At 46.3% G+C, this 24,063-nt stretch carries 16 protein-coding genes and 1 pseudogene; 13 read left to right on the top strand and 4 right to left on the bottom strand.

Features of this window, described 5'->3' with window-relative positions; genetic code table 11:
* Window positions 1-201: 201 nt before the first annotated feature.
* The 7 genes from QZ938_RS04410 (at window position 202) to QZ938_RS04380 (ending at window position 8,137) form a co-directional block, all read left to right on the top strand.
* Window positions 202-780: a hypothetical protein gene (locus QZ938_RS04410; RefSeq protein ID WP_293157337.1), complete on the top strand. Its 579-nt coding sequence runs from the start codon at window positions 202-204 to the stop codon at window positions 778-780.
* A gap of 318 nt (window positions 781-1,098) precedes the next feature.
* Window positions 1,099-2,127, top strand: a complete 1,029-nt coding sequence (locus QZ938_RS04405) for a M20/M25/M40 family metallo-hydrolase (protein WP_293349640.1) — start codon at window positions 1,099-1,101, stop codon at window positions 2,125-2,127.
* Window positions 2,128-2,289: 162 nt separating this feature from the next.
* On the top strand, window positions 2,290-4,242 hold the full coding sequence (locus tag QZ938_RS04400; protein WP_293349637.1) for an ABC-ATPase domain-containing protein: 1,953 nt from the start codon (window positions 2,290-2,292) through the stop codon (window positions 4,240-4,242).
* Between the two features lie 197 nt (window positions 4,243-4,439).
* On the top strand, window positions 4,440-6,800 hold the full coding sequence (locus tag QZ938_RS04395) for an FHA domain-containing protein (RefSeq protein ID WP_293349634.1): 2,361 nt from the start codon (window positions 4,440-4,442) through the stop codon (window positions 6,798-6,800).
* Between the two features lie 48 nt (window positions 6,801-6,848).
* Entirely contained in the window at window positions 6,849-7,178 is a 330-nt protein-coding gene (locus QZ938_RS04390; RefSeq protein WP_293349631.1) for a hypothetical protein, read from the top strand.
* Window positions 7,179-7,199: 21 nt separating this feature from the next.
* Window positions 7,200-7,691 (top strand): SRPBCC family protein, encoded by a 492-nt coding sequence (locus QZ938_RS04385; RefSeq protein ID WP_293349629.1) that lies wholly within the window; start codon window positions 7,200-7,202, stop codon window positions 7,689-7,691.
* On the top strand, window positions 7,688-8,137 hold the full coding sequence (locus tag QZ938_RS04380) for an EVE domain-containing protein (RefSeq protein WP_293349626.1): 450 nt from the start codon (window positions 7,688-7,690) through the stop codon (window positions 8,135-8,137). The genes QZ938_RS04385 and QZ938_RS04380 overlap by 4 nt, the downstream gene beginning before the upstream one ends.
* Window positions 8,138-8,257: 120 nt before the next feature.
* Here the strand turns inward: QZ938_RS04380 and QZ938_RS04375 are convergent, their stop codons facing one another.
* Together QZ938_RS04375 and QZ938_RS04370 are read right to left on the bottom strand one after the other, a co-directional pair.
* Entirely contained in the window at window positions 8,258-9,298 is a 1,041-nt protein-coding gene (locus QZ938_RS04375) for a glucokinase (RefSeq protein WP_293349623.1), read from the bottom strand.
* Between the two features lie 281 nt (window positions 9,299-9,579).
* Window positions 9,580-11,613 (bottom strand): amylo-alpha-1,6-glucosidase, encoded by a 2,034-nt coding sequence (locus QZ938_RS04370; RefSeq protein ID WP_293349620.1) that lies wholly within the window; start codon window positions 11,611-11,613, stop codon window positions 9,580-9,582.
* Window positions 11,614-11,926: 313 nt separating this feature from the next.
* Between QZ938_RS04370 and treZ the strand changes: the two genes are divergently transcribed.
* Window positions 11,927-13,768, top strand: a complete 1,842-nt coding sequence (gene treZ, locus QZ938_RS04365; RefSeq protein ID WP_293349617.1) for a malto-oligosyltrehalose trehalohydrolase — start codon at window positions 11,927-11,929, stop codon at window positions 13,766-13,768.
* A 116-nt stretch (window positions 13,769-13,884) separates the two neighbouring features.
* Complete coding sequence (gene treY, locus QZ938_RS04360) at window positions 13,885-16,677, top strand: malto-oligosyltrehalose synthase (protein WP_293349661.1); 2,793 nt, start codon at window positions 13,885-13,887, stop codon at window positions 16,675-16,677.
* 114 nt (window positions 16,678-16,791) lie between these two features.
* On the opposite strand, the gene QZ938_RS04355 is transcribed toward treY, so the two are convergent.
* Entirely contained in the window at window positions 16,792-17,010 is a 219-nt protein-coding gene (locus QZ938_RS04355) for a hypothetical protein (protein WP_293349614.1), read from the bottom strand.
* Between QZ938_RS04355 and QZ938_RS04350 the strand changes: the two genes are divergently transcribed.
* Window positions 17,009-17,530 carry a tetratricopeptide repeat protein gene (locus tag QZ938_RS04350; RefSeq protein WP_293339041.1) on the top strand — a complete coding sequence of 174 codons (522 nt, stop codon included), beginning with the start codon at window positions 17,009-17,011 and terminating at the stop codon, window positions 17,528-17,530. The genes QZ938_RS04355 and QZ938_RS04350 overlap by 2 nt on opposite strands.
* Window positions 17,531-17,669: 139 nt before the next feature.
* On the opposite strand, the gene QZ938_RS04345 is transcribed toward QZ938_RS04350, so the two are convergent.
* Window positions 17,670-18,272, bottom strand: a complete 603-nt coding sequence (locus tag QZ938_RS04345) for a hypothetical protein (protein ID WP_293146882.1) — start codon at window positions 18,270-18,272, stop codon at window positions 17,670-17,672.
* 143 nt (window positions 18,273-18,415) lie between these two features.
* On the opposite strand from QZ938_RS04345, the pseudogene QZ938_RS04340 reads away from it, so the two are divergent.
* The 3 genes and pseudogenes from QZ938_RS04340 to QZ938_RS04330 all read left to right on the top strand — a co-directional run.
* A pseudogene (locus QZ938_RS04340) lies at window positions 18,416-18,634 on the top strand (NAD(P)-binding protein); the annotation flags it as partial.
* 536 nt (window positions 18,635-19,170) lie between these two features.
* Window positions 19,171-20,970, top strand: a complete 1,800-nt coding sequence (locus QZ938_RS04335; RefSeq protein WP_293349611.1) for an NFACT RNA binding domain-containing protein — start codon at window positions 19,171-19,173, stop codon at window positions 20,968-20,970.
* 856 nt (window positions 20,971-21,826) lie between these two features.
* Window positions 21,827-23,749, top strand: coding sequence for a response regulator (locus QZ938_RS04330; protein WP_293349608.1), 1,923 nt, complete (start codon window positions 21,827-21,829; stop codon window positions 23,747-23,749).
* The last annotated feature ends 314 nt before the right edge of the window (window positions 23,750-24,063 follow it).

The raw sequence follows: 24,063 nt of genomic DNA, 5'->3' as shown, positions 1-24,063 counted from the left end.
TTATCTTTGTAACTAATTATAATTTTAATCTTAATTTAAGATCTGTCATCGGCCATTGTGCCACAAACTATCCGCCATTATGCCTAGACATCGGCTGGGATCGCGCTAAAATTAGAAAATTCCCGCTCATAGGCGGCGGAGATTTGTTAGAAAAATAAACAATTAGCTTAAGATCGATGCAGAGATCCACGAATTGAACCAATGAGTCAGACGATCCCAGAACTCCAAACAGAAGTCCGCGCGCTGCAAGCAGAAGTTGCCTCCCTGCAAGAGGCGCGGGAAAAACTTTGCCTACAGCGCTCAGAGTGCCGAGTGACAGTCAGTTTTCCCAAGAATAATACTCCTGAGGCCCTTGCCGAGTTCCACCAGCAAAATGCTGCTTTTGGGGAGCAGTGGTTGCAGCAAATCCAGGAAATTGACCGAGAGACTAAAATTATTGAAAAGCAACTGGAAGCAAAACAGGCTTTACTCAATTACAAACAAGGTGAACTAGATAAATTGCTGGCGGGAGAACACTGGAAAGAAGTAGAAAACCACGTTCAAACCGGGGAAAAGCGCTTGCAAGCACAAGCTCGCAAAATTAATCAAGCAGCAGCGCAGCTAGAGGCAGAAATCCAAGATTTAAAAGCACTGTACGAGTTACTCAATCCCAGTTACTCGGAGTGGTTTCAACAACAAACTCAAATTGTTGATTTTTCCGCAAAAACTATTCCTTATGCTTTCCCTACCAGTAGCGGGTTAATTTTGGGAAATAAGGAGATAGAGTGGGAGAAAAAGTAGTTTTGAGTTGTGAGTTGCGAATGTAAATTAGTATTTGAGTTCGTCGTGAATTTTCTGAAGCAAGTAACAGGAATTACAGAACTACAGTGAAGCAGGTACGTTGTTGGGCTTTAGCCCTCTTTAATATATATGTCTAAAGAGCGCTGAAGCGCAACTACGTACCTAAGAGCTAGTTATACAATACGATCTTTGAGGATAGCGCTACTAGAAAAAATGTTAAAAACTTTGAGTTTCATTTTTGGAAACAGGGTTATTTTTGACGATAGTGTCAAGTAAAATCACAAAGATAATAGTCTAAAATATCAAATAGACTTACTGATGAAACAATTGATTTCGATAGCGCTATTTATTCTGGTTGCGGTGGCAGTTGTGGGTTGGGGTTCTAATTCGTGGCAGCCGAAAACGGCTGTACCGGAAGTTTCGATCGATCGCACTATCCACACTTCCCAAAACCAGTCTCCTGCTGAAAAAAATGCAGTCAGTCAGCCGCAAGTTGACTCGTCCCGGTTGTGGAAACACGTCGAAACTTTAGCAGGAGAACGCGAGGGAGAACGAGCTCGCTCTTTTACGAGAGATTACATTTCCCAACAACTGAAAACCTTCGGTTTTTCACCAAAATTGCAGGAGTTCGATCGCGGAATTAATGTCTTCGCCGAGAGAAAAGGTACTGATTCAAAGGCTGGTGCAATTTTAATTGGAGCACACTACGATACTGTACCACAATCTCCTGGGGCTGACGACAATGCAACAGGAGTTGCGGCAGTTTTAGAAGTAGCAAGATTGCTGGGTTCTCGTCCTACGCCTCGGACATTGCAAGTGGCATTTTTCGATCGGGAAGAAATCGGACTTTTAGGCAGTTTAGCATTTGCGGGTAGCGCGGCGCGGTTAAAAAATTTGCAGGGTGCGATCGTCCTGGATATGATCGGTTATGCCTGCCGCACGGCTGGATGTCAGCGATATCCCGAAGGATTGAAACCGCAACCTTTTCTAGATGCAGCGGGGGTGACTTCTCCCGATAAGGGCGAGTTTATTGCTGTGATTGGGGATGCGGAACATCCGCTGCTGTTGGGCACTTTTGCGGAGTCGCCACAAGCTGATTTACCACCGGTGATGACGTTGCCGGTTCCCCTGAAAGGGCTGCTGACTCCCGATGTTTTGCGTAGTGACCACGCGCCTTTCTGGTATAAAGGAGTTGGTGCTGTGTTGGTGACGGATACTGCAAATTTGCGATCGCCCCACTACCACCAGTCTACCGATACACTCGCAAATATCGATCGACCTTTTTTCGCCGGTTCTGCCCAAATCGTTGTCAATGCCGCAGCTAAACTATTGGATATTAGTCCTTAGTTATTAGTTATTGGTTATTGGTTATTGGTTATTGGTTATTGGTTATTGGTTATTGGTTATTGGTTATTGGTAATCGGTTATTGACTGTCAACTGTTAACGAAGAGGGCGGGCACGGGGGCACCGCCCCTACCAACTGTCAACTGTCAACTGACTTATTTTGAATGAGTAACAACAAAGAAAACCTGCGACAGCATTTACTGCAACTAGACAATCGAAGCTACAAAGCCTACAAAGATATTCAAGGTAGCTATGATTTTTCAGAATTCACATTAATAATTGATTACGTTCAAGGAGATCCATTTGCATCTCCCAGTAAATTTAGAGTCAAAGTTCCGCCAAACATTGCTGGAATTCCCCGCGAACTTTTCCAATCTCGCAGTCGAGAAATAGCCCTGCGAGATTACCTAACTCGCCAGTTTGACAAAGCAGCATATAGCACCAGCAGCAGGCGCGGTAGCGGCAAAAGCGGTACGATCGCAGTGACTCGCTTCGGACAAGAAGTTTTAGAACGAACTTCGGCATTTATCCTAGACTCAACTGCATCATATCTCGGAGATTTAGGAGGAGTTGAAATCCGATTTTCCGTCGGACTTCCGGCGGGCGGGCGCAGTATTTTAGGGCAACAAGCTGCTGAAATGCTGTGCGAAGATATCCCGCGAATTGTCAGCCAAGCTCTGAAATATTCTAGCTTAAATGCTGCGGAATGTCGCCGTCATGTTGAAACTGTAGAAGATGCTGATTGGCTGCGGCAGCAGTTAGCTGAAAATGGATTAGTTGCGTTTGTTGCTGACGGTTCTATTTTACCCCGCCGCAGCGGTGTTGACAACCGTTCTCTGTTAAATGATGCTGTGGCTTTTGTGTCGCCCCCGTCGTTAAAGGTTGAGTTTAATTGTCCGAATCGCGGTTTGATTTCCGGTATGGGAATTCCCGCTGGGATTACTTTGATTGTGGGCGGTGGCTATCACGGCAAATCAACTTTACTCAGGGCGATTGAGTTGGGAGTTTACAACCGAATTCCGGGTGATGGTAGGGAATTTGTGGTGACAAGTCCGGCGGCGGTGAAAATTCGGGCGGAAGATGGCAGAAGTGTGGCGTCGGTGGATATTTCTCCTTTTATCAATCATTTGCCGCAAGGTAGAGATACTAAGCAATTTTCTACTGCAAATGCGAGCGGCAGTACGTCGCAAGCTGCTAATATTATTGAGGCTTTGGAAGTTGGGAGAAGGAAGTTCGGCAACGGATTCTGTAGCGGATTTAACGGATTTAACGGATGGATTTCTAGTGAAGAAGGAAGTTCGGCGACGAGCAATGTACGGGATTTAACGGATGGGTTTTCAGGGAAGAGGGGGGAATCTCGATCTTTTGTGATGGAGAGTCAATTAGTCGCGGATTGTGAAGGGGATTTAGTACCTGTTTTGTTGGTGGATGAGGATACGGCGGCGACTAATTTTATGATTCGCGATCGCAGAATGCAGGCTTTGATTGCTAAGGATAAGGAACCGATTACGCCGTTTATCGATAAAGTGAAACAGTTGTATGCAGATTATGGCGTATCGACTATTTTAGTGATGGGGGGAAGCGGCGATTATTTTGATGTGGCGGATACTGTGATTTCAATGGATAATTTTGAAGCATATAATGTGACAGAAAAAGCTAAAGAAATAGCAAATAATTATGCGACCAGCCGCGCTGCTGAAGGGGGAGAAAATTTTGGTGAAATCACTCAAAGAGTCCCGGTTCCTGCTAGTTTAGATCCGAGTCGGGGACGGCGAGATGTGCGGGTGAAGGTGCGGGATGTTGATGAATTGGCTTTCGGAACTGAGGAGATTGATTTGGGCGCTGTCGAGCAAATTGTGGACAGGGGACAGTTGCGGGCGATCGCCTCGGCAATGGTTTATGCTAAGGGGCAGTACATGGACGGGAAGCGCACTTTGTCGGAAATTATCGATTTGGTGATGGCAGATATTGACGCCGAGGGAATGGATATTTTATCGTCTTTTCCTGAGGGGGATTTTGCTATGTTTCGTCGCTTTGAATTGGCGGCGGCTATTAATCGGCTGCGAAGTTTGTCGGTTGTTCGTAGTGCGGACTTCAGTCCGCATTATGCGGACTGAAGTCCGCACTACGAACCGCACTACGAACAGTTGATAGTTGACAGAATGAAGAGGGAATAGGGAATAAGTAATATAGATGTAACGCGCGCGGAAGATGATAGTATAGATATTTTGCATAAGTTCGCAAATAAATAAGTGGATTGTTGCCTCACTTTTGATATGCTGACAAAAGTGTATGCAAAAAAGGCTATTTCAATATGATAGGTAATATAGGACAACCGACTGCTGTCAGCGATCGCCCTTATTTGGTATTAACGTGTCAAGATCAAAGCATACAGTTAGAGTTAAAACAGGCGCAGCACGTACTGGGGCGCGATCGCACTCGTGCTGATTTGGTTGTTCCCGAACCCTGGCGGGCAGTTTCGGGGGTTCACGCTGTGTTGCGCCAAATTGGCCAAAATTACTGGATTTACGACGGTGACGGCCAGCAGCCGAGCACTAATGGCTTATTTGTCGATCGCACTCGCATCACTCCCAACGACGGTTATTGTCTCAAAAACGGTACAGAAATTAAAATTGGTCTCGATCCCAAAAATCAAGTTTTGGTGACTTATTTTAATCCGCTGGCGAGTCAAATCTTTCCCCCCAGCAAACAGTCAATTCCCCTCAGCAATCGATCGGTTTTGTTGGGCCGCGATCCAAATGCTTCGCTACAATTAGATTCGCCGCTGGTTTCGAGGCGACACGCGACAATTGATGCTGACAGTCGCGGCAATTATATTTTACGCGATCACAGTGTTAATGGCGTTTTTGTCAACGGTCAGCGCATCACAAATTCCGTACAGTTGGCCGAGGGAGATGCAATTCGGATCGGCCCGTTTACTCTAACTTACCGCAATCATACGTTAGAGGTGCAAGACCGAGGCAGTCAAATTCGCCTGGATGCTGACAATCTGGTGATTCCCAAGCGTTTGGATCGTATCACTTTGGCGATCGAACCGGGGCAGTTTGTAGCTTTAGTCGGCGGTAGCGGCGCGGGAAAATCTACTTTAATGCGGACGCTTTTAGGCATTGAGAAAACTACTGAAGGCGCTGTGTTTCTCAACGGCGACAACCTGCGCCAAAACTTCAATATTTATCGCAATCAAATCGGTTACGTGCCTCAAGATGATATTATTCACGCAGATTTGACAGTAGAAGAAGTATTGAGTTATGCTGCTAAATTGCGCTTACCTCCCGATACAGATGTTCAGCAAGTAGTCACCAAAACTTTAGAAGATATTGAAATGACTCACCGCCGCACTGCTGTTGTCAGACAGCTTAGCGGCGGACAGCGCAAACGGGTTAGCATCGGAGTTGAACTGTTAGCAGATCCGAAACTTTTCTTTTTGGACGAACCGACTTCTGGGCTGGATCCGGGTTTGGACAAGAAGATGATGCAACTGCTGCGAAAGTTGGCAAGTCAAGGCCGCACTGTGATTCTGGTGACTCACGCGACGGCAAATATCACGATGTGCGATCGTATTGTGTTTATGGGCCGCGGCGGACGGCTTTGTTACTTCGGCCCGCCTGCGGAAGCCCTCGATTTTTTCGATGTCAAAACTGGGGATTTTGCCGATATTTACAACGAATTAGAAACAGGAGAAACCAACGTTCAAAGCTGGGCAGAAAAATTCAGAAAATCTCCTTACTATCAGCGCTATATTGTCAACCACTTCAGCACCGGCAACGCTAATGGAAAAACGCCCGCTGCACCTCCCAAGCCCAAATCTATATCTTTTATCAAACAACTTGTTTTGCTAGCCCAGCGCTATTTTCAGCTTATTTCCCGCGACCTAGTTAACTTAAGTTTAGCTCTATTAACGGCTCCGATCGGAATTAGTTTGCTGCGTCTGGCTGTACGAGATAAAGACCCGTTAATTGGCGCGCCGGAGCCAACTTTAGCACCTTTAGCAATGCGAGTTTTGTTTGTATTTACCTGCGCGGCTATTTGGGTGGGTCTGGCAACTTCCCTGCAAGAAATTGTCAAGGAATCTGCTATTTATTTGCGCGAACGTTTGGTTAATTTAGGATTGTTTGCTTATTTGGGTTCCAAGGTTTTCATACTTTCCGGGTTAGCGGTATTGCAAACGCTGTTGATGGTAGGAGTTATTCTGATTGCTTTCAAATCCCCCGAACCGAGTTTGATTTCCTGGCCTGTGGGAGCAGCTATTACCACTTTTCTAACTTTAATGAGCTGTATCAGTCTCGGATTGCTGGTTTCGGCAATTGTCAAAAATGGCTCTCAAGCTAACAGTGCTTTACCTCTAATATTGCTACCTCAGATTATTTTCTCGGGAGTTTTGTTTAGGATGGAAGGTGTGGCGAGCAAGTTTTCTTGGTTGATGTTAAGTCGCTGGTCTGTGGGTGCTTACGGCTCTTTAGTTAATGTAAATTCCCTGGTTCCCGCGCCTACGACTTTGCCGGATGGGAGTACACTTCCCCAACCGTTTGAGCCTACTCCTGTTTACGATCCGACGTGGCACAATCTGAGTTTAAATTGGGGGATTTTGTGCGTGCATATTTTCGTATATTTGATGTTGACTCTGTGGTTGCAAAAGCGGAAAGATATTTTATAGCAGTTGACAGTTGACAGTTAAAAAGTTAATACCGTAGGGTGCGTCGCCATGAATCATCTGCTCGAAAAAGTGAAAAATCTCACAGCGACGCACCTTTCACAGTTGACAGTTGACAGTTTAAACGAAGAAGGGCTAAAGCCCAACAACGTACCTCATCTTTGTGAGAACCGCTATACAAACAGTTTAAACCAAGAAGGGCTAAAGCCCAACAACGTACCTCATCTTTGTGAGAACCGCTATACAAACAGTTTAAACCAAGAAGGGCTAAAGCCCAACAACGTACCTCATCTTTGTGAGAACCGCTATACAAACAGTTTAAACCAAGAAGGGCTAAAGCCCAACAACGTACCTCATCTTTGTGAGAACCGCTATAGTTAATGCTCAAAATCTGAGAATCAAATGTTAGTTAAAACCAACGCCTTAGTAGAAATTCCTGCATCACCGGAAATAGTCTTTGATTTTGTGACATCTCTGTCAAATCTGCCAAAAGTCTTTCGCGGATTCGGGCCGATTCCGGCAATTGTGAAAGCTGAAATGGCTGATGGTGGAGAGATGCGTGAAGGTGGCGTGCGGCGGATCGAAAATTCCGACGGTTCGGTGATTGATGAAGAAATGATTAGTTTCCAAAAGCCTGAAAGACAAAGCTATCGATTGGTTAGAGGGTTTAAGTTTCCGATTTCTCTACTGATTGAGTCTGGTGGCGGAGATTGGAAGTTTACTGCTACAGAAAAGGGAACTCGGATTGATTGGGAGTTTTACTTTATGCTGACTTCTCCGGTATTATATCCTGTGGGGTTGTTGTTGGTTCAGGTTTTTATGCAAAAAGCTATGCAGCAGTGTTTAGACAATATTCAACAATCTTTGGCTAGCCAAAGCGAAGGGATTGTATGAATTATTGGCTGATGAAGTCGGAACCGGATGTTTATAGTATTGCGGACTTGCGGCGTGACAAATTTTCGATTTGGGATGGCGTTCGCAATTATCAAGCTCGCAATTTTATGCGGGAAATGAGTTTGGGTGATTTAGTATTTTTTTACCATTCTAATACTAAAATTCCGGGCATTGTTGGGTTGGCGCGCGTGGTTGAAACTGGGATTGCTGACCCGACTCAGTTTGATGTGAATAGCGAGTATTATGATGCTAAATCTCAGCTTGATGCGCCTCGGTGGCAGACTGTGAGAGTTGAGTTTGTTGAGGAGTTTGCTAAGTTAATATCTTTGGATGAACTGAAAGCAAAATTTAGTGCTGATGAGCTTTTGGTGGTGAGGAAAGGTAATCGCTTGTCGGTGATGCCGATATCTGAAAGTGCGGCGCAGAAGATTTTGAAGCTGAGGTAATTATAGATTAGTAGGGTGCGTCAGCCGATCGCCATTTTAGCAAAAATCGAGCAGATTAAAGCTGACGCACCCTACAATTATTAACTGGGGCGGGCACGGGGGCACCGCCCCTACAATACCCTAAATACCTGCCGCACAAACCGCCGCTCCAATTAACCCGACATTGCCATTCAAAACCACCCGCACCGGCATCATTTCTAATAGCGAATCCATCCGACCTTTGTGGGTAAAAGCTCGCATAAAACTGCCTTCTAGAATCAGTGGCAAAATCTTCGCAGCGATGCCACCGGCTACGTACAAACCGCCGTAAGGTAGAAGTGAAACAGCCATATTTCCGGCTACAGCGCCGTAAGCTTCTACAAACATTTGCATTGTTTGTTCCGAAAGCCGATCGCACTTTTGGAGTGCAGCCGCCGCAATTATCGCCCCCGGATCCACTGTCTTCTCGCTTTTACCGATTTCTGACTCCCATTGAGCTATGGCTTCCCCCACCTCGGCTGATTCAGGAGCAAACTTGCGATCGCGCAAAAACTGGTAAATTGAAACAATCCCTTGTCCCGAAACTACACGCTCGATCGATATTCTTTGAATGTCATGTTTTGCTAACAAATATTTCAGCAATTCAAACTCCAACTCCGAGCGAGGAGCAAAGTCACCGTGTCCCCCTTCCGAAGAAAAAACCCTGATCCCATTTGCTTCGGGAATTGCAAAACAATGTCCCAAACCTGTACCCGCACCAATCACAGCAATTGGATCGTGCTGACTGGGTTTTCCTATTTGCAAGGTGTGTAAATCTGTAGCTTCCAAACCACACACGCCGTAACCAACCGCTACAAAATCATTAATCAAACTAACACGGGAGATTCCTAATTCTTGTTCCAGACGCTTTGCATCCAGCAGCCAAGGCAAATTTGTCAGTTTGGCGCTGTTGTTGACTACTGGGCCTGCGATCGCAAAACAAGCTTTTTCAGGCTGCGGTGCTAAATCGAGTTTTGTAGCAGCTTCCGTCAAAAACTGTTGAACTATCGGCACTAAATCGGGAAACTCCCCGCTTGGATAGCGAAACTCGTAAAGAGCATTCATTGCACCATCAGCAGTCCTTTCTACCAAGCGCAAAATTGTCTTAGTTCCCCCAATATCGCCCGCTAATAATAATGCCATAAACCTCCGATAAAACAGTTGACAGTTGACAGTTGACAGTTGACAGTTGACAGTATTGTCCACTGTTAAACCAATAATTTTTAGGTTGGATCCAGCGAAGCGTAGGGTTCACTTCGTTGTACCTCACATCTTGCATCATTGTCAGCAAAAGGCTTGTTGAGAATGGTGCAACATCTCAGTTCTACCCAACCTACTTATCACTATTAACAACTATAGATCCCTGACCCCGCGATCGAGAAACGGTTTGATTTGGCTACTATTTAACTGTCAACTGTCAACTGTCAACTGTCAACTGCCAACCAAGCCCGCAACACTTCGGCCACAGTCCAAGCTTGAGCCGTGCAGCCCCGGGGCGAGTGGGGGGCGTCGCCCTCAAAAATTTCGCCGAGACTGCCAACTCCGCCAGCCGTTATATGATGTGCCATCGGTGCCAGGAATTGGCGAGCTTGTGCTGGGTCTTTGTATACGTGCAAGTGCGCCAAGACAAACGGGCCGATCAGCCAGCCCCATGCTGTGCCTTGGTGATAGGCGCTGTCGCGCTGCAATTGGTCGCCCTCATAGGCGCCGCGATACTGCGGGTGTTGTGGGGATAGGCTCCGCAGGCCGTGGGAAGTGAGAAGCCCCTGAGCGCAGGCGTCCACGACGGCGCGGCGCTGTACGGGCGTGAGTAACGGTGTATAACGGGTTTCCTGGCGCTTGCCCTCGTACCCAGGAATTGAGTCCAGGGGCAGGGAAACGGCGAATATTTGGTTGGGCCGCAGGGAAATGTCGTGTCCGTCGGGGCCGTCGAGAACGTCGTAGCAGTAACCGGTTGAGTCGTTCCAGAAGCGATCGAATCCGGTGGCGGTACGATCGCCCAACTGCTGGTATTCATGGTGAGGCTTGCCCAGTTTTCGAGCAAAACTTGTCATTGCTTGCACGGCATTGTACCAAAGCGCGCTAAGTTCGATCGGCTTACCGATCCGAGGAGTCACCACCCAATCGCCGATTTTCGCGTCCATCCAAGTCAGTTGCACGCCGCTTTCCCCCGCGTAGACTAAACCGTCGTCAGGATCGACGCGGATGTTATACCGAGTTCCGTTTACGTGCCAATCCACAATCTCACATAGTGTCGGCCAGAGTTCCGCCAAAAGTTCGTCGTCTCCGGTGCAATCGCAGTAAGCGCGAACCGCCTCAAAGTACCACAGCGTGGCGTCTGCGGTGTTGTATTCCGGAGCGCCCCCGGCATCCGGGAAGCGGTTTGGCAGCATTCCCCGATCGACATACCGTGCAAATGTTCGCAAAATCGATCGGGCAATTTCCCACCGCCCGGTACAGATTGTGAGACCCGGCAGGGCGATCGTTGTATCGCGCCCCCAGTCGCTGAACCACGGATATCCGGCGATAATGGTTTTACCCTCGGGTTCCTTTGGTAGCGGGCGGTTGACGATAAATTGGTCGGCTGCTAGCACTAAGTGCTCGATCCAGTCGGGAGATTCGCTGATTTTTGAGCAGTTTTGCAGCAGCGCTCGATCGCCCGCTTGGCGCAATTCTAAAGCTGTGTCGCCGTTGAGCTCGGGATTTTTCTCGGTACTCGCGATCAGTGTCAGAGATTGTCCTGGTGCGATCGCGAAGTGAAAAGTCGCCGCGTGCAAGTGATCCTCGCAGTAGTCCAACCCGCGCCGCTGTTCGGCTGCCAAATTAAATCCGTAGTGCCAATTGTATAAGGGCGTAGAGACTCGAAATTTAGCCTCTGGAGTAGCATCTGTCAGCAGGTACAGGGGTGCGGCTCCGTCAAAAGCCGTCACGCAAACCCCTTGTGTCAAAGTTTCCAGACTCACAGGCCAGTCGCCCGCGCTTGTCATGTGGTGGTAGTCGCGGTAGTTGACTAGGGCTTTGACTGCGATCGCGATCGGTTGTGAGGCGCGGTGCAAGCGGTATTGAATATATGTTGTGTTAGCACCTTGCTGCATCCAAATCCGCTTTTCGAGGATAGCGTCGGCGAGGGCATACCTCCAAACAGGCGTCGTACCTTCGAGGTGGAAGCTTTCGATGCAGTTGTAGCCGTGGGGTTCGATCGTACTGTCGGCCCAGCGGTTGGTATAAAGCGGGTAGGCGCGATCGGCATACACGGCCGTCTCGTCCAGCTTGGCGAGCATCAAAGTCCGTGCCAGCGGGGGTTTGAGCGCTGCAACCAGCAGCCCGTGATAGCGGCGGGTGAGGAGATTTGCGATCGTCCCGCTAGCATAACCGCCGATTCCGTTTGTCACCAACCACTCGCGAGACTCCGCCGAGTCGAGATTGCAGCAGATTTCCCGTCCAAAAGCAATAACCATAGGATACACGCTCGCGCTGATTTGCTATCTACCTTTAGGTATATTCTAGACCTTATAAACCAGAAATATTAACTCTGGCAGGTGGCCAAGAATGGCGATCGCTAAGGATGCAGATTCATGCTCTAATTTATACATAACGAACCGCTACTTTTGCCCCAGCGATAATTCTAACCGTTGCTCTGTCTGGAGTTAGTTGTTTGTAATTTTAAGTAATCTTACCATCAGAGGCGCTCTCACCTCAAGAACACAGCATTTGATTGCGTCCCAAGGGCGATCGGACAACCAACCTATTTTATAAGGAGAACCACTCAAAGTGAAGATAGGAGCAAATTACCTCGGCAACAAGCAATGTGAGTTTACAGTTTGGGCGCCCACAATCAAACAAATAGCAGTCCAAATTGTTTCCCCAGAGCCACGCCAGATACCCATGCAACAATCCGCAGAAGGTTACTGGCAAACCACCGCTACAGACATCGCACCCGGAACCCTTTATACCTACCAAATCGAAGGAAAAACCGACCGACCAGACCCGGCATCAAAATATCAACCCCAAGGCGTCCACGCCCCCTCGCAAGTAATAGATCAAAATGCCTTTGCTTGGACAGACAAAAATTGGCAAGGCGTGCCACTGTCGGAAATGATTATCTACGAACTGCACGTCGGCACATTCACCCAAGCCGGAACATTTGAAGCAATAATTCCCCAACTCAAAAAACTCACAGAATTGGGGATTAATGTCATCGAAATTATGCCAGTTGCCCAATTCCCAGGCGATCGCAACTGGGGATACGACGGCGTATATCCCTACGCCGTTCAAAACTCCTACGGCGGCCCAGAAGGCTTCAAAAAACTCATCAACGCCTGCCACGAACACGGCATCTCAGTAATACTCGATGTCGTTTACAACCACCTCGGCCCCGAAGGAAACTACCTCCGCGACTTCGGCCCCTACTTTACCTCAAAATACGGCTCGATTTGGGGAGACCCCCTCAACTTCGACGACGCCTACAGCGACGGCGTGCGGAACTACTTTATTCAAAATGCCCTCTACTGGTTTCGAGACTATCACATCGATGGTCTGAGATTAGATGCAATTCAAGCAATATTTGAAGTAGGTGCCAGACCGTTTTTGCAAGAACTCTCCGACGCCACCGCCGAGATTTCCCAAGAAATCGGCAGGAAACTTTACTTAATCGCAGAAAGTGACTTAAACGATGTCCGCACAGTACGTCCCAAAGAACTCAGCGGTTTCGGATTAGACGCCCAGTGGTGCGACGATTTCCACCACGCACTGCACGCCTTGCTTACCGGAGAAAATGACCGCTACTACCAAGACTTTGGCAAGTGCGAACACCTAGAAAAATCCTTCAAAGAAAGCTTTGTTTACTCCGGGCAGTATGCACCTCACAGAAAGCGAAAACACGGCAATTCTGTCAAAGATGAACCGGGGGAGAAATTTCTGGTATTTTCCCAAACCCACGACCAAATCGGCAACCGGATTTTAGGAGACAGACTCTCGCAAATAGTGGACTTTGAAGCGCTGAAACTCGCAGCCGGTACAGTTTTGATTTCTCCCTACATTCCCTTCTTATTTATGGGAGAAGAATACGGAGAAACAACGCCGTTTCTGTACTTTGTTTCCCACTCAGATCCTGACTTAATTGAAGCGATTCGCAAAGACAAGCAACAAGAATTTAAAGCTTTTGAAGACAGAGGCGAATTTCAAGACCCCCAGAGTCCTGAGAGCTTCCAAAAGTGCAAGTTAAACTGGGAAAAATCAACAGCAGGAAAACACAAAATCCTCTGGGAATGGCACCAACATTTGATTCAAATGCGGCGAACAATTCCCGCCCTGAAAAAACTCGACAAAAACAATCTAGAAGTTTCCAGCATTGAAGCAGAAAAAATCTTGTTTCTCCGTCGGTGGACAGATAACAGCCAGATATTCTGCATTCTCAACTTCAACAACCAAGAGGTCGCTGTTACGACCGCACTTCCCCAAGGGAATGGTCACAAAATTTTAGACTCTGCTGATGTAAAATGGATGGGTTCAGGTTCTAGCTTGCCGGAAAATATCAATTCTAAGCAAGAATTGACTGTTAAACCGCATAGTTTTGCACTCTACCAATATAACCAATTAAACCAAGAGGGCTAAAGCCCAACAACGTACCCGATATTTCAGAGAACCGCTATAACTCGCGTCCAGCCACTGTTTGCGTAATTTCTGTCAACTACCCGATCGACTAATCAATTAGGAGTAAAATCAATATGATGAGAATTCCCACAACCACTTATCGGATTCAATTTCATGCAGGTTTTAACTTTGAAGCCGCTAAACAAATCCTCAGCTATCTGGAAGAATTAGGAATTACCGACCTTTACGCCTCACCGATATTCAAAGCCAGAAAAGGCAGCAGTCATGGATACGATGTGGTTGACTCAAATCAAATCAATCCTGAATTGGGAACATCAGAAAACTTTGAAGCCCTCACCTACGAAATCAATAAACTGAACATGGGATGGCTGCAAGATATTGTTCCGAACCACATGGCTTACGACACTCAAAATTTGTTGCTGTTAGACGTATTAGAACACGGGCCGGATTCCGACTATTTCGATTACTTCGATATTGAATGGAATCACGCTTACGAACATCTCAGAGGTCGAGTGCTGGCTCCGCTGCTGGGCAATTTTTATGGCGAGTGTCTGGAAAATGGCGAGATTCAACTCAAATACAGCGAAATTGGGCTAACTATCAATTACTACAGCTTACAATTGCCTGTAAAAATTGAATCTTATGCTAGTTTTATCGGTCATAATTTGGGGCATTTAGGCAGGGAATTAGGCAGGCGCCATCCAGATTTTATCAAGTTCTTGGGGATTCTTTATCTAATTAAGAATACACCTTCTGAAGCTAAAGGTAAAGCCAGATACGATCAGATAGCTTTTGTCAAAGGGCTGCTGTGGGAACTCTACAATCAAAATCCCATCGTCCAGGAATTTATTGATGAAAATATCAATTTTTTTAACGGAGAAAAAGGCAATCCAGAAAGCTTTAATTTGTTAGATAGTTTACTCTCGGAGCAATTTTATCGTCTCTCTTTCTGGAAAGTGGGTGCCGAAGAAATCAACTACCGCAGGTTTTTTACGGTCAACGAACTGATTTCGGTAAAAGTTGAAGAGATTAAAGTTTTCCATAAAAACCACGCTCTGATATTCGACATGGTGGATGAGGGAAAGTTTACCGGATTGAGAATCGACCACATCGACGGACTGTACGACCCCACAGAATATTTGAAACGGCTCCGCGATAGAGTTGGGGACACTTACATTACTGTGGAAAAGATTCTGGAACACGAGGAAGATTTGCCGTCCTATTGGCCGATTGAGGGAACCAGTGGCTACGACTTTTTGAACTACGTAAACGGCGTTTTTTGTCGGTGCGATCGCGAACAGCAATTTAGCGAAATTTATCAGAGATTTACTCGCTTGAATGTTCCTTACGAACAGTTGTTTTTAGATAAAAAAGGGCTGATTGTTGAGAAAAATTTGGCGGGAGATGTAGACAATCTGGCTCAGCTTTTGAAGAATATTTCCGGTCAATCCCGACAGGGAAATGACTTTACTCGTCCGGGTTTGGAAAAAGCGCTGGCTGCGGTTTTGACGATTTTTCCAGTGTACAGAACTTACATTAATCAAGACGGTTTGCGAGAGTCCGATCGCATTTACGTCAAATATGCGATCGCCCACGCCAAAGAATTAGTACCGCGACTCCTCAAAGAACTGAAATTTATCGAAACGGTGCTGTTACTGGAAGAAGAAGAAACCCTCACAGCCGAACAAAAAGAGGAGCGCAGGCACTTTGTCATGAAACTACAGCAGTTGACAGGCCCCCTGATGGCCAAAGGCGTTGAAGACACGTTGCTATACGTCTACTATCGCCTTTTATCCCTCAACGAAGTCGGAGGAAACCCCAGTCAGTTCGGCGTTTCGCTGGCGGATTTTCACGAGTTCAACAAGCAGCAGCAAGTAGCTTGGCCTCACAAAATGAATGCTACAGCTACCCACGATACCAAACGCGGCGAAGATGTGCGAGCTAGACTTAATGTTTTGTCAGAAATTCCTGAGGAATGGGAACAACAAGTCAGGTCTTGGAGAGAGGTAAACTCTTCTAAAAAAGTCAACTTTGTGAATCGAATGGTTCCCGATACTAACGACGAATACTTCTTGTATCAAACTCTGCTCGGCAGTTTTCCATTTGAGGAAATTGAAAACACTGATTATGTTACTCGCGTCAAAGATTATGCGATCAAAGCCGTCCGCGAAGCAAAAGTTTATACAGCTTGGCTGAGACCTGATAACGACTACGAAACTGGGTTTATGACCTTTATCGATAGCGTTCTCGAACCTTCAGAACAAAATCAGTTTTTCAAGAAATTTTTACCTTTCTGGAAAAAAGTAGCTGATTACGGAATTTTCAATTCTTTATCTCAAACGCTGCTAAAAATTACGGCACCTGGGGTTCCTGACATTTATCAAGGCACGGAATTTTGGGATTTAAGCCACGTCGATCCAGATAACCGCCGTCCAGTGGATTTTGACCGCCGAATTGAGGTTTTGCGGGAAATTAAACAGCAAGCTGAGACGGATATTTTGCAACTGGTTGAAGATTTGATTGCGACGCGGGCAGATGCGAGAATTAAGTTGTTTTTGACGGCAAGAGTCCTAGAAGCTAGAAAAAAATACTTGCAAGTTTTTCAATCTGGCGATTATCAACCACTGCACGCAGTTGGCACTTTTAAAGATAACGTGATTGCTTTTGCTCGCAAATTTGAAGATACTACAGTTATTGCGATCGCTCCTCGATACTTGACGGGAATTGTGAAACCGGAAGAAATGCCGATCGGCAAACAAGTCTGGAAAGATACTAATCTGGAATTGTCGGATAAAATGCCGTCGGTTTGGAAGGATGCGATTACCAATCAGCCTGTTGAAAGTAACGGTAAGCTGCTCATTGGTGATGCTCTCAGCTACTTTCCCGCAGCTTTGCTGATTAGTCAATAGTCAGTTGACAGGTGACAGTTGACAGTTGACAGTTGACAGTTGTCATTAGGCGAATTGGTTTTTTATAGCGACAGTGATATGTTCAAACCTGTCCCTGTCGCTTGGTTGTTGGGGTTAAAATAATAGCCAGTAAAAGTCAACTCGACTAATCATATCGTGTCCGGTCGATTGACCGCGATAATATCCGTTCGTAGTGCGGACTTCAGTCCGCAGCATATTGCGGACTGAAGTCCGCACTACGAACAGTTGTTTGTTATAGTGATCGACCGGACATGATGTGGCAAATTCAGATATATACTCTATTAATCCTCTATAGCGAATTATCAAAAACATGAAACAAATTCTCAGTATTATTTTAGTTTTGGGTGCGTGTTTGAGTCCTCTGACTGTGCCGGTGATGGTGCAACCTAGTTGGGCACAAAGTCAAGATGCACAGAGTGAAGAACTTCTGAAACTGATAGAGGAAGCAGATCGACTGCAAAAGCAAGAAAAACACCAACAGGCGATCGAAATATGGCAGCAAATTTTAGCCAGTGCACAAAAACTTAAAAATAGAGAACTTGAAGGCATAGCACTCAATGCTATTGGTCTTAACTACTACGTTATTTCTAGGCTGGAAGAAGCTTTGAAATACTTTAACCAAGCTTTGCCGATCGCCCGAGAAGTCGGCGATCGCTCTGAGGAAGCTGATATTTTGGATAGTATCGGTTCAGTATACCAGACTATGGGACAGCCGCCTGAAGCTTTGAAATACTATAACCAAGCTTTGGCAATTGCGCGACAAATAGGCGATCGCGCGCTGGAATCTAGTATTTTGGAGAATATCAAAGAAGTCAACAAAACCAGTAAATAAGTCAGAGTTCACCAAGAAGAATGGGTTTAAAGCCTCCTCCTTCGAGGGGGAAATAAAACAAAATTATTCACTGTTTCATTCCTCGGACTTAAGGGTAGAGGGCGGGCACGGGGGCACCGCCCCTACAACGGATCGACTGTCAACTGTCAACTGTTGAAACTCTCTGCCACAAAGCCAATCCGCCGCCCCTTCCCCTAGCAGCAATTATCCCAGGTTCTACCAGAAAATATGCAAAAAATGCCTGTTTCCCCACACTCAAACTAAAAAATTCCGCTTCCCGCGCTTCACCACCGCGAATAAATCCTTGATACACGGTTTTACCCAACAATTTCACCCTAATTCTGGTAAAATCAAATGCTAATATATTCTGATTGACCAAAAACTTCGTCGGCCCGGAAAGAGTTAATTCGATCGCACCAACGAGCACCGAATTCTCCACTCTGCCGGTTTCACTAGGCTTTTCGCCTTCAGCAACAGGTTCAACTGAGTAAGCAATTTGAATTTTCGCCACCCATTCGGGGATGTAACGTCCGGCGCCTAGCACAATTCCCGCTTTTTGTCGAGTCTTTTTGGTGCCAGTTATAAAGCACAAGCGCCAATTACCGATTAGTTGCTCTAAGGAATAGCGAGTTTTATTTTTTTTGGCGTTTTTCTCAGCTTCTAGGAGGGCTGCGACTACGGTGGTGGATGATGGTTTAGGATTGGATTTGGCGGCTTGTTCTAGAATTGATATGTTTTCCATTTAACTAACAGTAATATAGGAAGGTTCGTTTGCTATTGGATTTTTTTGAGGTAATGAACCGCAGAGGCCGCAGAGGCCGCAGAGGGAGAGGGAAAGAGAGGGGTTTGTAATAATATTAGGGGATGTAGGTAGCGGAGAACAACATGGTGACGATCGCCCCCACGGATACAGAAATCATCATCATCGGCAGCGGTATCGGTGGGTCGAGTTGCGGTGCAATGCTTGCCAGCTATGGCTTTGATGTGATTGTCTGCGAAAGCCATTCGATCGCGGGCGGGGCAGCACACGGGTTCAAAGATAGTCGAGGAGTGTCAACCTACAGCCCCTCTGCGAATCCGCTGCGACAAGTTCTTGATGCGCTGTTGCTGCTAGCGGGGCGATCGCAGCTAATACGATCGCACCCCTGCACAAACATTTAGCAATGCTGCGGGATATCGGTTTAAAATCTTAGACTTATTGAATAAAATACTGCAAATAAACGTACATAGGTTCGTAGTGAGGACTTTAGTCCGCATCCAAATCAGAGGACTCGCATTCCGAACGATCAAACCAGATAACAAATAGGTTCGTAGTGAGGACTAAAGTCCGCATCAAATTTAGATAGGACTAAAGTCCGAACGATCAAACCTATGTGTTGTGTCCTGTATTTGCTAAAATGCGATCGCACATTCTTGCGCTCGGATTTGCGATCGGCGGATTTTCAAAATATATCAAATCCGGTTGCATCGTCCTATATTAATCTCTTTATTCTCTCTCTGTGTCCTCTGCGTCCTCTGCGGTTAAATCATTCCGATCCAACCAGAAACGATATTAGGTTACAAAACTTTGATAGAATTTGTTAAATACGACCAATATCTGTCAGCATAGAAATACATAGATCGATCGCAAAGAGGCCACCGTGCAACCCGTAGACTTTACAACATTAACCGCAGCTTGCAGCGAACTGCGAGCCCAATGGCTGCCAGCGCGCTTAGAACAAGTCTACCAGCGCGATCGATTCACCGTGTCCCTGGCCCTGCGAACCATGAACCAACGCGGCTGGATCGACATTTCATCCCATCCAGCAGCATCCCGCATCTGCGTCGGCGACTCCCCGCCACGAATTCCCGACACCTTCACCTTCAGCGAACAACTGCGACACCAACTCAGCGGTTTAGCCTTAGTTTCCATCGCCCCCGTGTCTCCTTGGGAAAGAGTCATCGACTTGCAATTCGCCAAACGCCCGGGCGAACCAGCCCTCTGGCATCTCTACGCCGAAATCATGGGTAAGTACAGCAACGTCATCCTCACCGCCGAAGATAATCTCGTTGTCACCTGCGCCCACCAAGTCAGCGCCAAACAGTCCAGCGTGCGTCCCATCCAAACCGGGCAACCCTACGAATTGCCCCCATCTTTGACCGATGCAGTGCCAAGCGCGATCGAATCTCTCGATCGCTGGCAAGAACGAATTAGCCTGGTTCCCGGGCAAATAAAGACCAATCTGTTGAAGAATTACCGAGGGTTGAGTAAGGTCTTAGTTGTATCGATGATTCGATCGGCAAATCTCGACCCCGAACAATCCACCGACAGCCTAAATCCCCACCAATGGCAGCAACTATTTCAGCGCTGGCTGTACTGGTTGCAATGCCTAGAAAACTCCAAATTTCAACCGAGTTTTACCCCCGAAGGCTACAGCGTCATCGACTGGCCAAAACCAGACGAAAAACAGCCCGAATCTGAATCTGAAAACGAATCTAATTCCCCCAATCCGTTACATCCAGAACAAAATCCGCTGCCGAACCCTTCCGTCCAACAATTACTCAACATTTATTACACAGGCGAAATCAACCAACAAGTATTTTCCCAACTGCGACATCAGCTTACCCAAAAACTCAACAACGTTCTAGCAAAACTGCGCCTCAAAGCCAACACATTTAAAGAACGCTTGCAGCAATCGGCAGATGCAGATACTCACAAATCCCAAGCCGACTTGTTAATGGCAAACTTGCAGCATTGGGAACCGGGAATGAAATCAATTTCCCTCCCAGACTTTGAAACCGAAAAACCAGTTGTCATTCCGCTAAACGTGGAAAAAAACGCCGTTCAAAACGCTCAAGCAATCTACAAAAAACACCAAAAACTTAAAAGAGCTCGCATTGCAGTAGAACCTTTATTAGCCGCCGTACAAGAAGAAATCGACTATTTAGAACAAGTCGAAGCCGCACTTTCGGTATTGGAAACCTACCGCAACACCCAAGATTTGCAAACCCTCGCCGAAATCCGCGAAGAACTAATCCAGCAAAAATATCTAGTTGTATCAGATTACCGTGGCAGTGACAAAAATGCTGCGATCGAATTTCACCGCTACCAAACCCCCAGCGGCTTTGAACTATTAATCGGGCGCAACAACCGCCAAAACGACCAACTCACCTTTCGTACAGCCAACGACTACGATTTGTGGTTTCACACCCTAGAGATTCCCGGAAGTCACGCCTTGCTGCGCCTCACACCCGGTACAGTTGCTGAAGAAACCGATTTGCAATATGCGGCAGACATGACTGCATACTACAGTCGCGCCCGTCACAGCGAACAAGTTCCGGTGGTTTATACCGAACCGAAATATGTTTACAAGCCCAAGGGTGCTAAGCCTGGTATGGTTGTGTACAAGCAAGAGCGCATTGTCTGGGGTCGGCCGCAGCAAGCCCCAGCAAGTTCGTAGTGAGGACGAAGAGTCCGCATCCAATAACGGAGGACTGAAGTCCGAACCATCGAAGATAAAAATCTGTCTCCCATGTAACGTTTTATTGCAAAAAATAAATTTTCTTGCTAAAATACCGCTGAAGAGGGATGATATTGCTCTTGTAACCCGCTGCAAAGAAACGTGCAACTTGGGTTTCCTCACTGTGAGAAAAACACTGTGGGAAAAAACACAACGGATTTAACTATTTTGCAGACCAGCTTTGCTAAAGCTGGTCGTTTCTGTTTAAACTTGAAACTCAAGGTCGCATTCTACAACAGACTTGAATACCTCTTCATTCGCTTTATCTTCTAGAAATTATTTGCCTTAATCCGCGGTTTTCTCTTCCTGCATCAAAGATTTACGCAACTCAAATCTAAATTTTATGTAATTTGCCGTCATTTTTTCCTATCTAATCGCTGCTGCCCTTCTTGCCGCCGATACTAGCTAAACTACAATTAGTGCGATCGCTTTTTCTAAAAAAATTCGCCCTAAAAAAGAATTATTACCTATTGACTTTGCTCGACTTCCGGGGTATATTTTAGATAATGGAAGTGGTGACTTAAAATTTAATTTTGCCAATATTTCCATTATTTAATTATACTTGATTGAATGCTCGCAGTCAAGGTGTGAACCCTAAAAAAAAGGCAATTTTTTTTAATACAATCAATTAAAATTAATCTGACCCACAACTAATTCTCTCTTAGCATGAATAAATTGTCAATAAGTCCGATCGCCCGAAATATTCTAAAATTCAAACCTACGATTGAATGAGAAGACAGGCCTATACCTTACACAACAAGCCTTGAGCGCATCGGAATTGCACCCTACAACCACAATGAACAAGTCTCCGATCAGAATTCTGCTAGTAGAAGATGATACATTACTGAGTGCGACACTGGCAAAGGTGTTGGAAGCAAATGACTACACGATCGATCGCGCCAGCGACGGACAAGCGGGCTTAGACTTGGCAACATTGATTGAGTATGACCTGATTTTGCTCGACGTGCAGGTTCCAAAACTAGATGGAATTAGTCTGTGCCGGCAACTGCGATCGCAAAACTACCGCAAACCAATCTTGTTACTGACAGCAAACGATTCAGATGCCGATGTGGTAGCAGGGTTCGACGCCGGAGCCGATGATTACATCAACAAGCCTTGCGGTACGGAAGTATTGCTAGCAAGAATCCGCACATTATTGCGGCGCTCTAAAGCAGTTTCTCCTGGGAGTTTTGCTAAAGACTCATCCACTACATTGACTTGGGGAAATCTTTGTTTAGACATGGATTCAGGCCGAGTAACCTTTGGCGAACAACTTATTTCACTGACAGCGAAAGAATACAACCTGCTGGAATTGTTTATGCGAAATCCCGATCGCATCTTCAGCCGCAGCGCCATTCTCGATCGCCTGTGGGGATTTGACGATGCACCAACCGATCGCGCCATAAACACTCATATTAAGGATATCCGCAAAAAACTCAAAGCAGGCGGCTTGACTGAAGAAATGATCGAAACAGTTTATGGCATGGGCTATCGACTCAAGACACGTCCCCAACCCGCACCGCTGCTTTCAAACAATTCTAGCACCAACAGCACCAACAAACAGAAATCTCGCGCTGGAGATCCGTCTGCGCTCGACAAAGTGCTAGAGCGGTTTCGAGGAGTATTTCAGCAACAAATTGCCGTCTTGTCGGAAGCAAAAACCGCTCTGATTGCCGGAAATTTGGAACTCGAATTATATCGAGCGGCTAAGCAAGAAGCGCATAAATTAGCAGGCTCTATGGCATCCTTTGGATATCCAGAAGGATCGAAATTAGCGCGATCGGCAGAGCATTTACTAATCTCCGTTAGCCCAGTCAACCCCTCTGGTGTTCTTCGCCCTTTCACTGCTGAAGAAATCACACGATTTTCGGAACTGGTGACAGGATTAGAGCAGGAATTAGCCAAACCAAAAGTTGCATCAACCACTTCATCAGTGCCTACCGCAGTATCTCATCGAGTGCTAGTAGTTGACGATGATACTGCTTTGACGGAATGCTTAAAAGCAGAATCCGAAAGTTGGAAAATTCGGATGAAAATTGCTCCGAATGTTGCTACTGCCCGATCGCGCTTGGCTATGTCAATGCCCGATCTGATTTTAATAGATTTAAGCTTTCCCGACACCGAAGAAGATGGATTAACCCTGCTGCGAGAGCTCAACGAGCGATCGCCCAACCTACCCGTAATTGTATTTACAGGGCGCGACAGTTTGGGCGATCGGCTAGCAGTATCTCGCCTAGGTGCCAAACAATTTTTACACAAACCTGCCACCACCGACCAAATTTTTCAAGCCATATCCCGTATCTTAACCAAAACAGAAGCATTACAAGCCAAAGTATTAATTGTTGACGACGATCCTGCGATTTTAGCTCACTTATCTGCACTGCTAACACCTTGGGGTTTGGACGTGGTAAAATTAACCGATCCTCAAGGATTTTGGGAAGTGCTGGTTACAACTTCACCCAACTTAGTCATACTCGATTTGGAGATGCCACAAATTAGCGGGCTAGACTTGTGCCAGGTGGTGCGGCAGGATACGCAGTGGGGAGATTTGCCAATCTTAGTTGTAACTGCTCGCACCGATGCAGATTCCCTCAGCCAAGCCTTTGTAGCCGGAGCCGATGACTTCATTACCAAACCAGTGCTAGGGCCAGAACTCGTGACACGGGTACTCAGCCGCATCAAACGCACCGCTCCGAACCTGAAGTCGCGAAATAATTAAACTTACTAAAACCATTCATTCTAACATTTTTCGACTTTCTCAGTAATACCAACATGAAAAAATCATGCAACATTATTAGTAGGGTAAACGACTGTTGACAATTCACCAGAAATAATTGGTTGCAAGCCTCTGGGTTTGGCGTAGAAATTAAAAGAAGAGGATTCATTACTCCAATCCTCGGAATTCCAGGTAGAGGTTGCTGTCAACTGTCAACTGTCAACTGTCAACTGTCAACTGAATGAACTAGACTTACCTAGATGCTACAAACAAGGGGCGAATGGTTATATTTTGAAACAAATGGGGATCTCTACTTT

This window comes from Microcoleus sp. CAWBG27 (assembly GCF_020883145.1).
Lineage (GTDB): Bacteria > Cyanobacteriota > Cyanobacteriia > Cyanobacteriales > Microcoleaceae > Microcoleus.
This window is presented reverse-complemented; position numbering and strand designations above follow the sequence as displayed.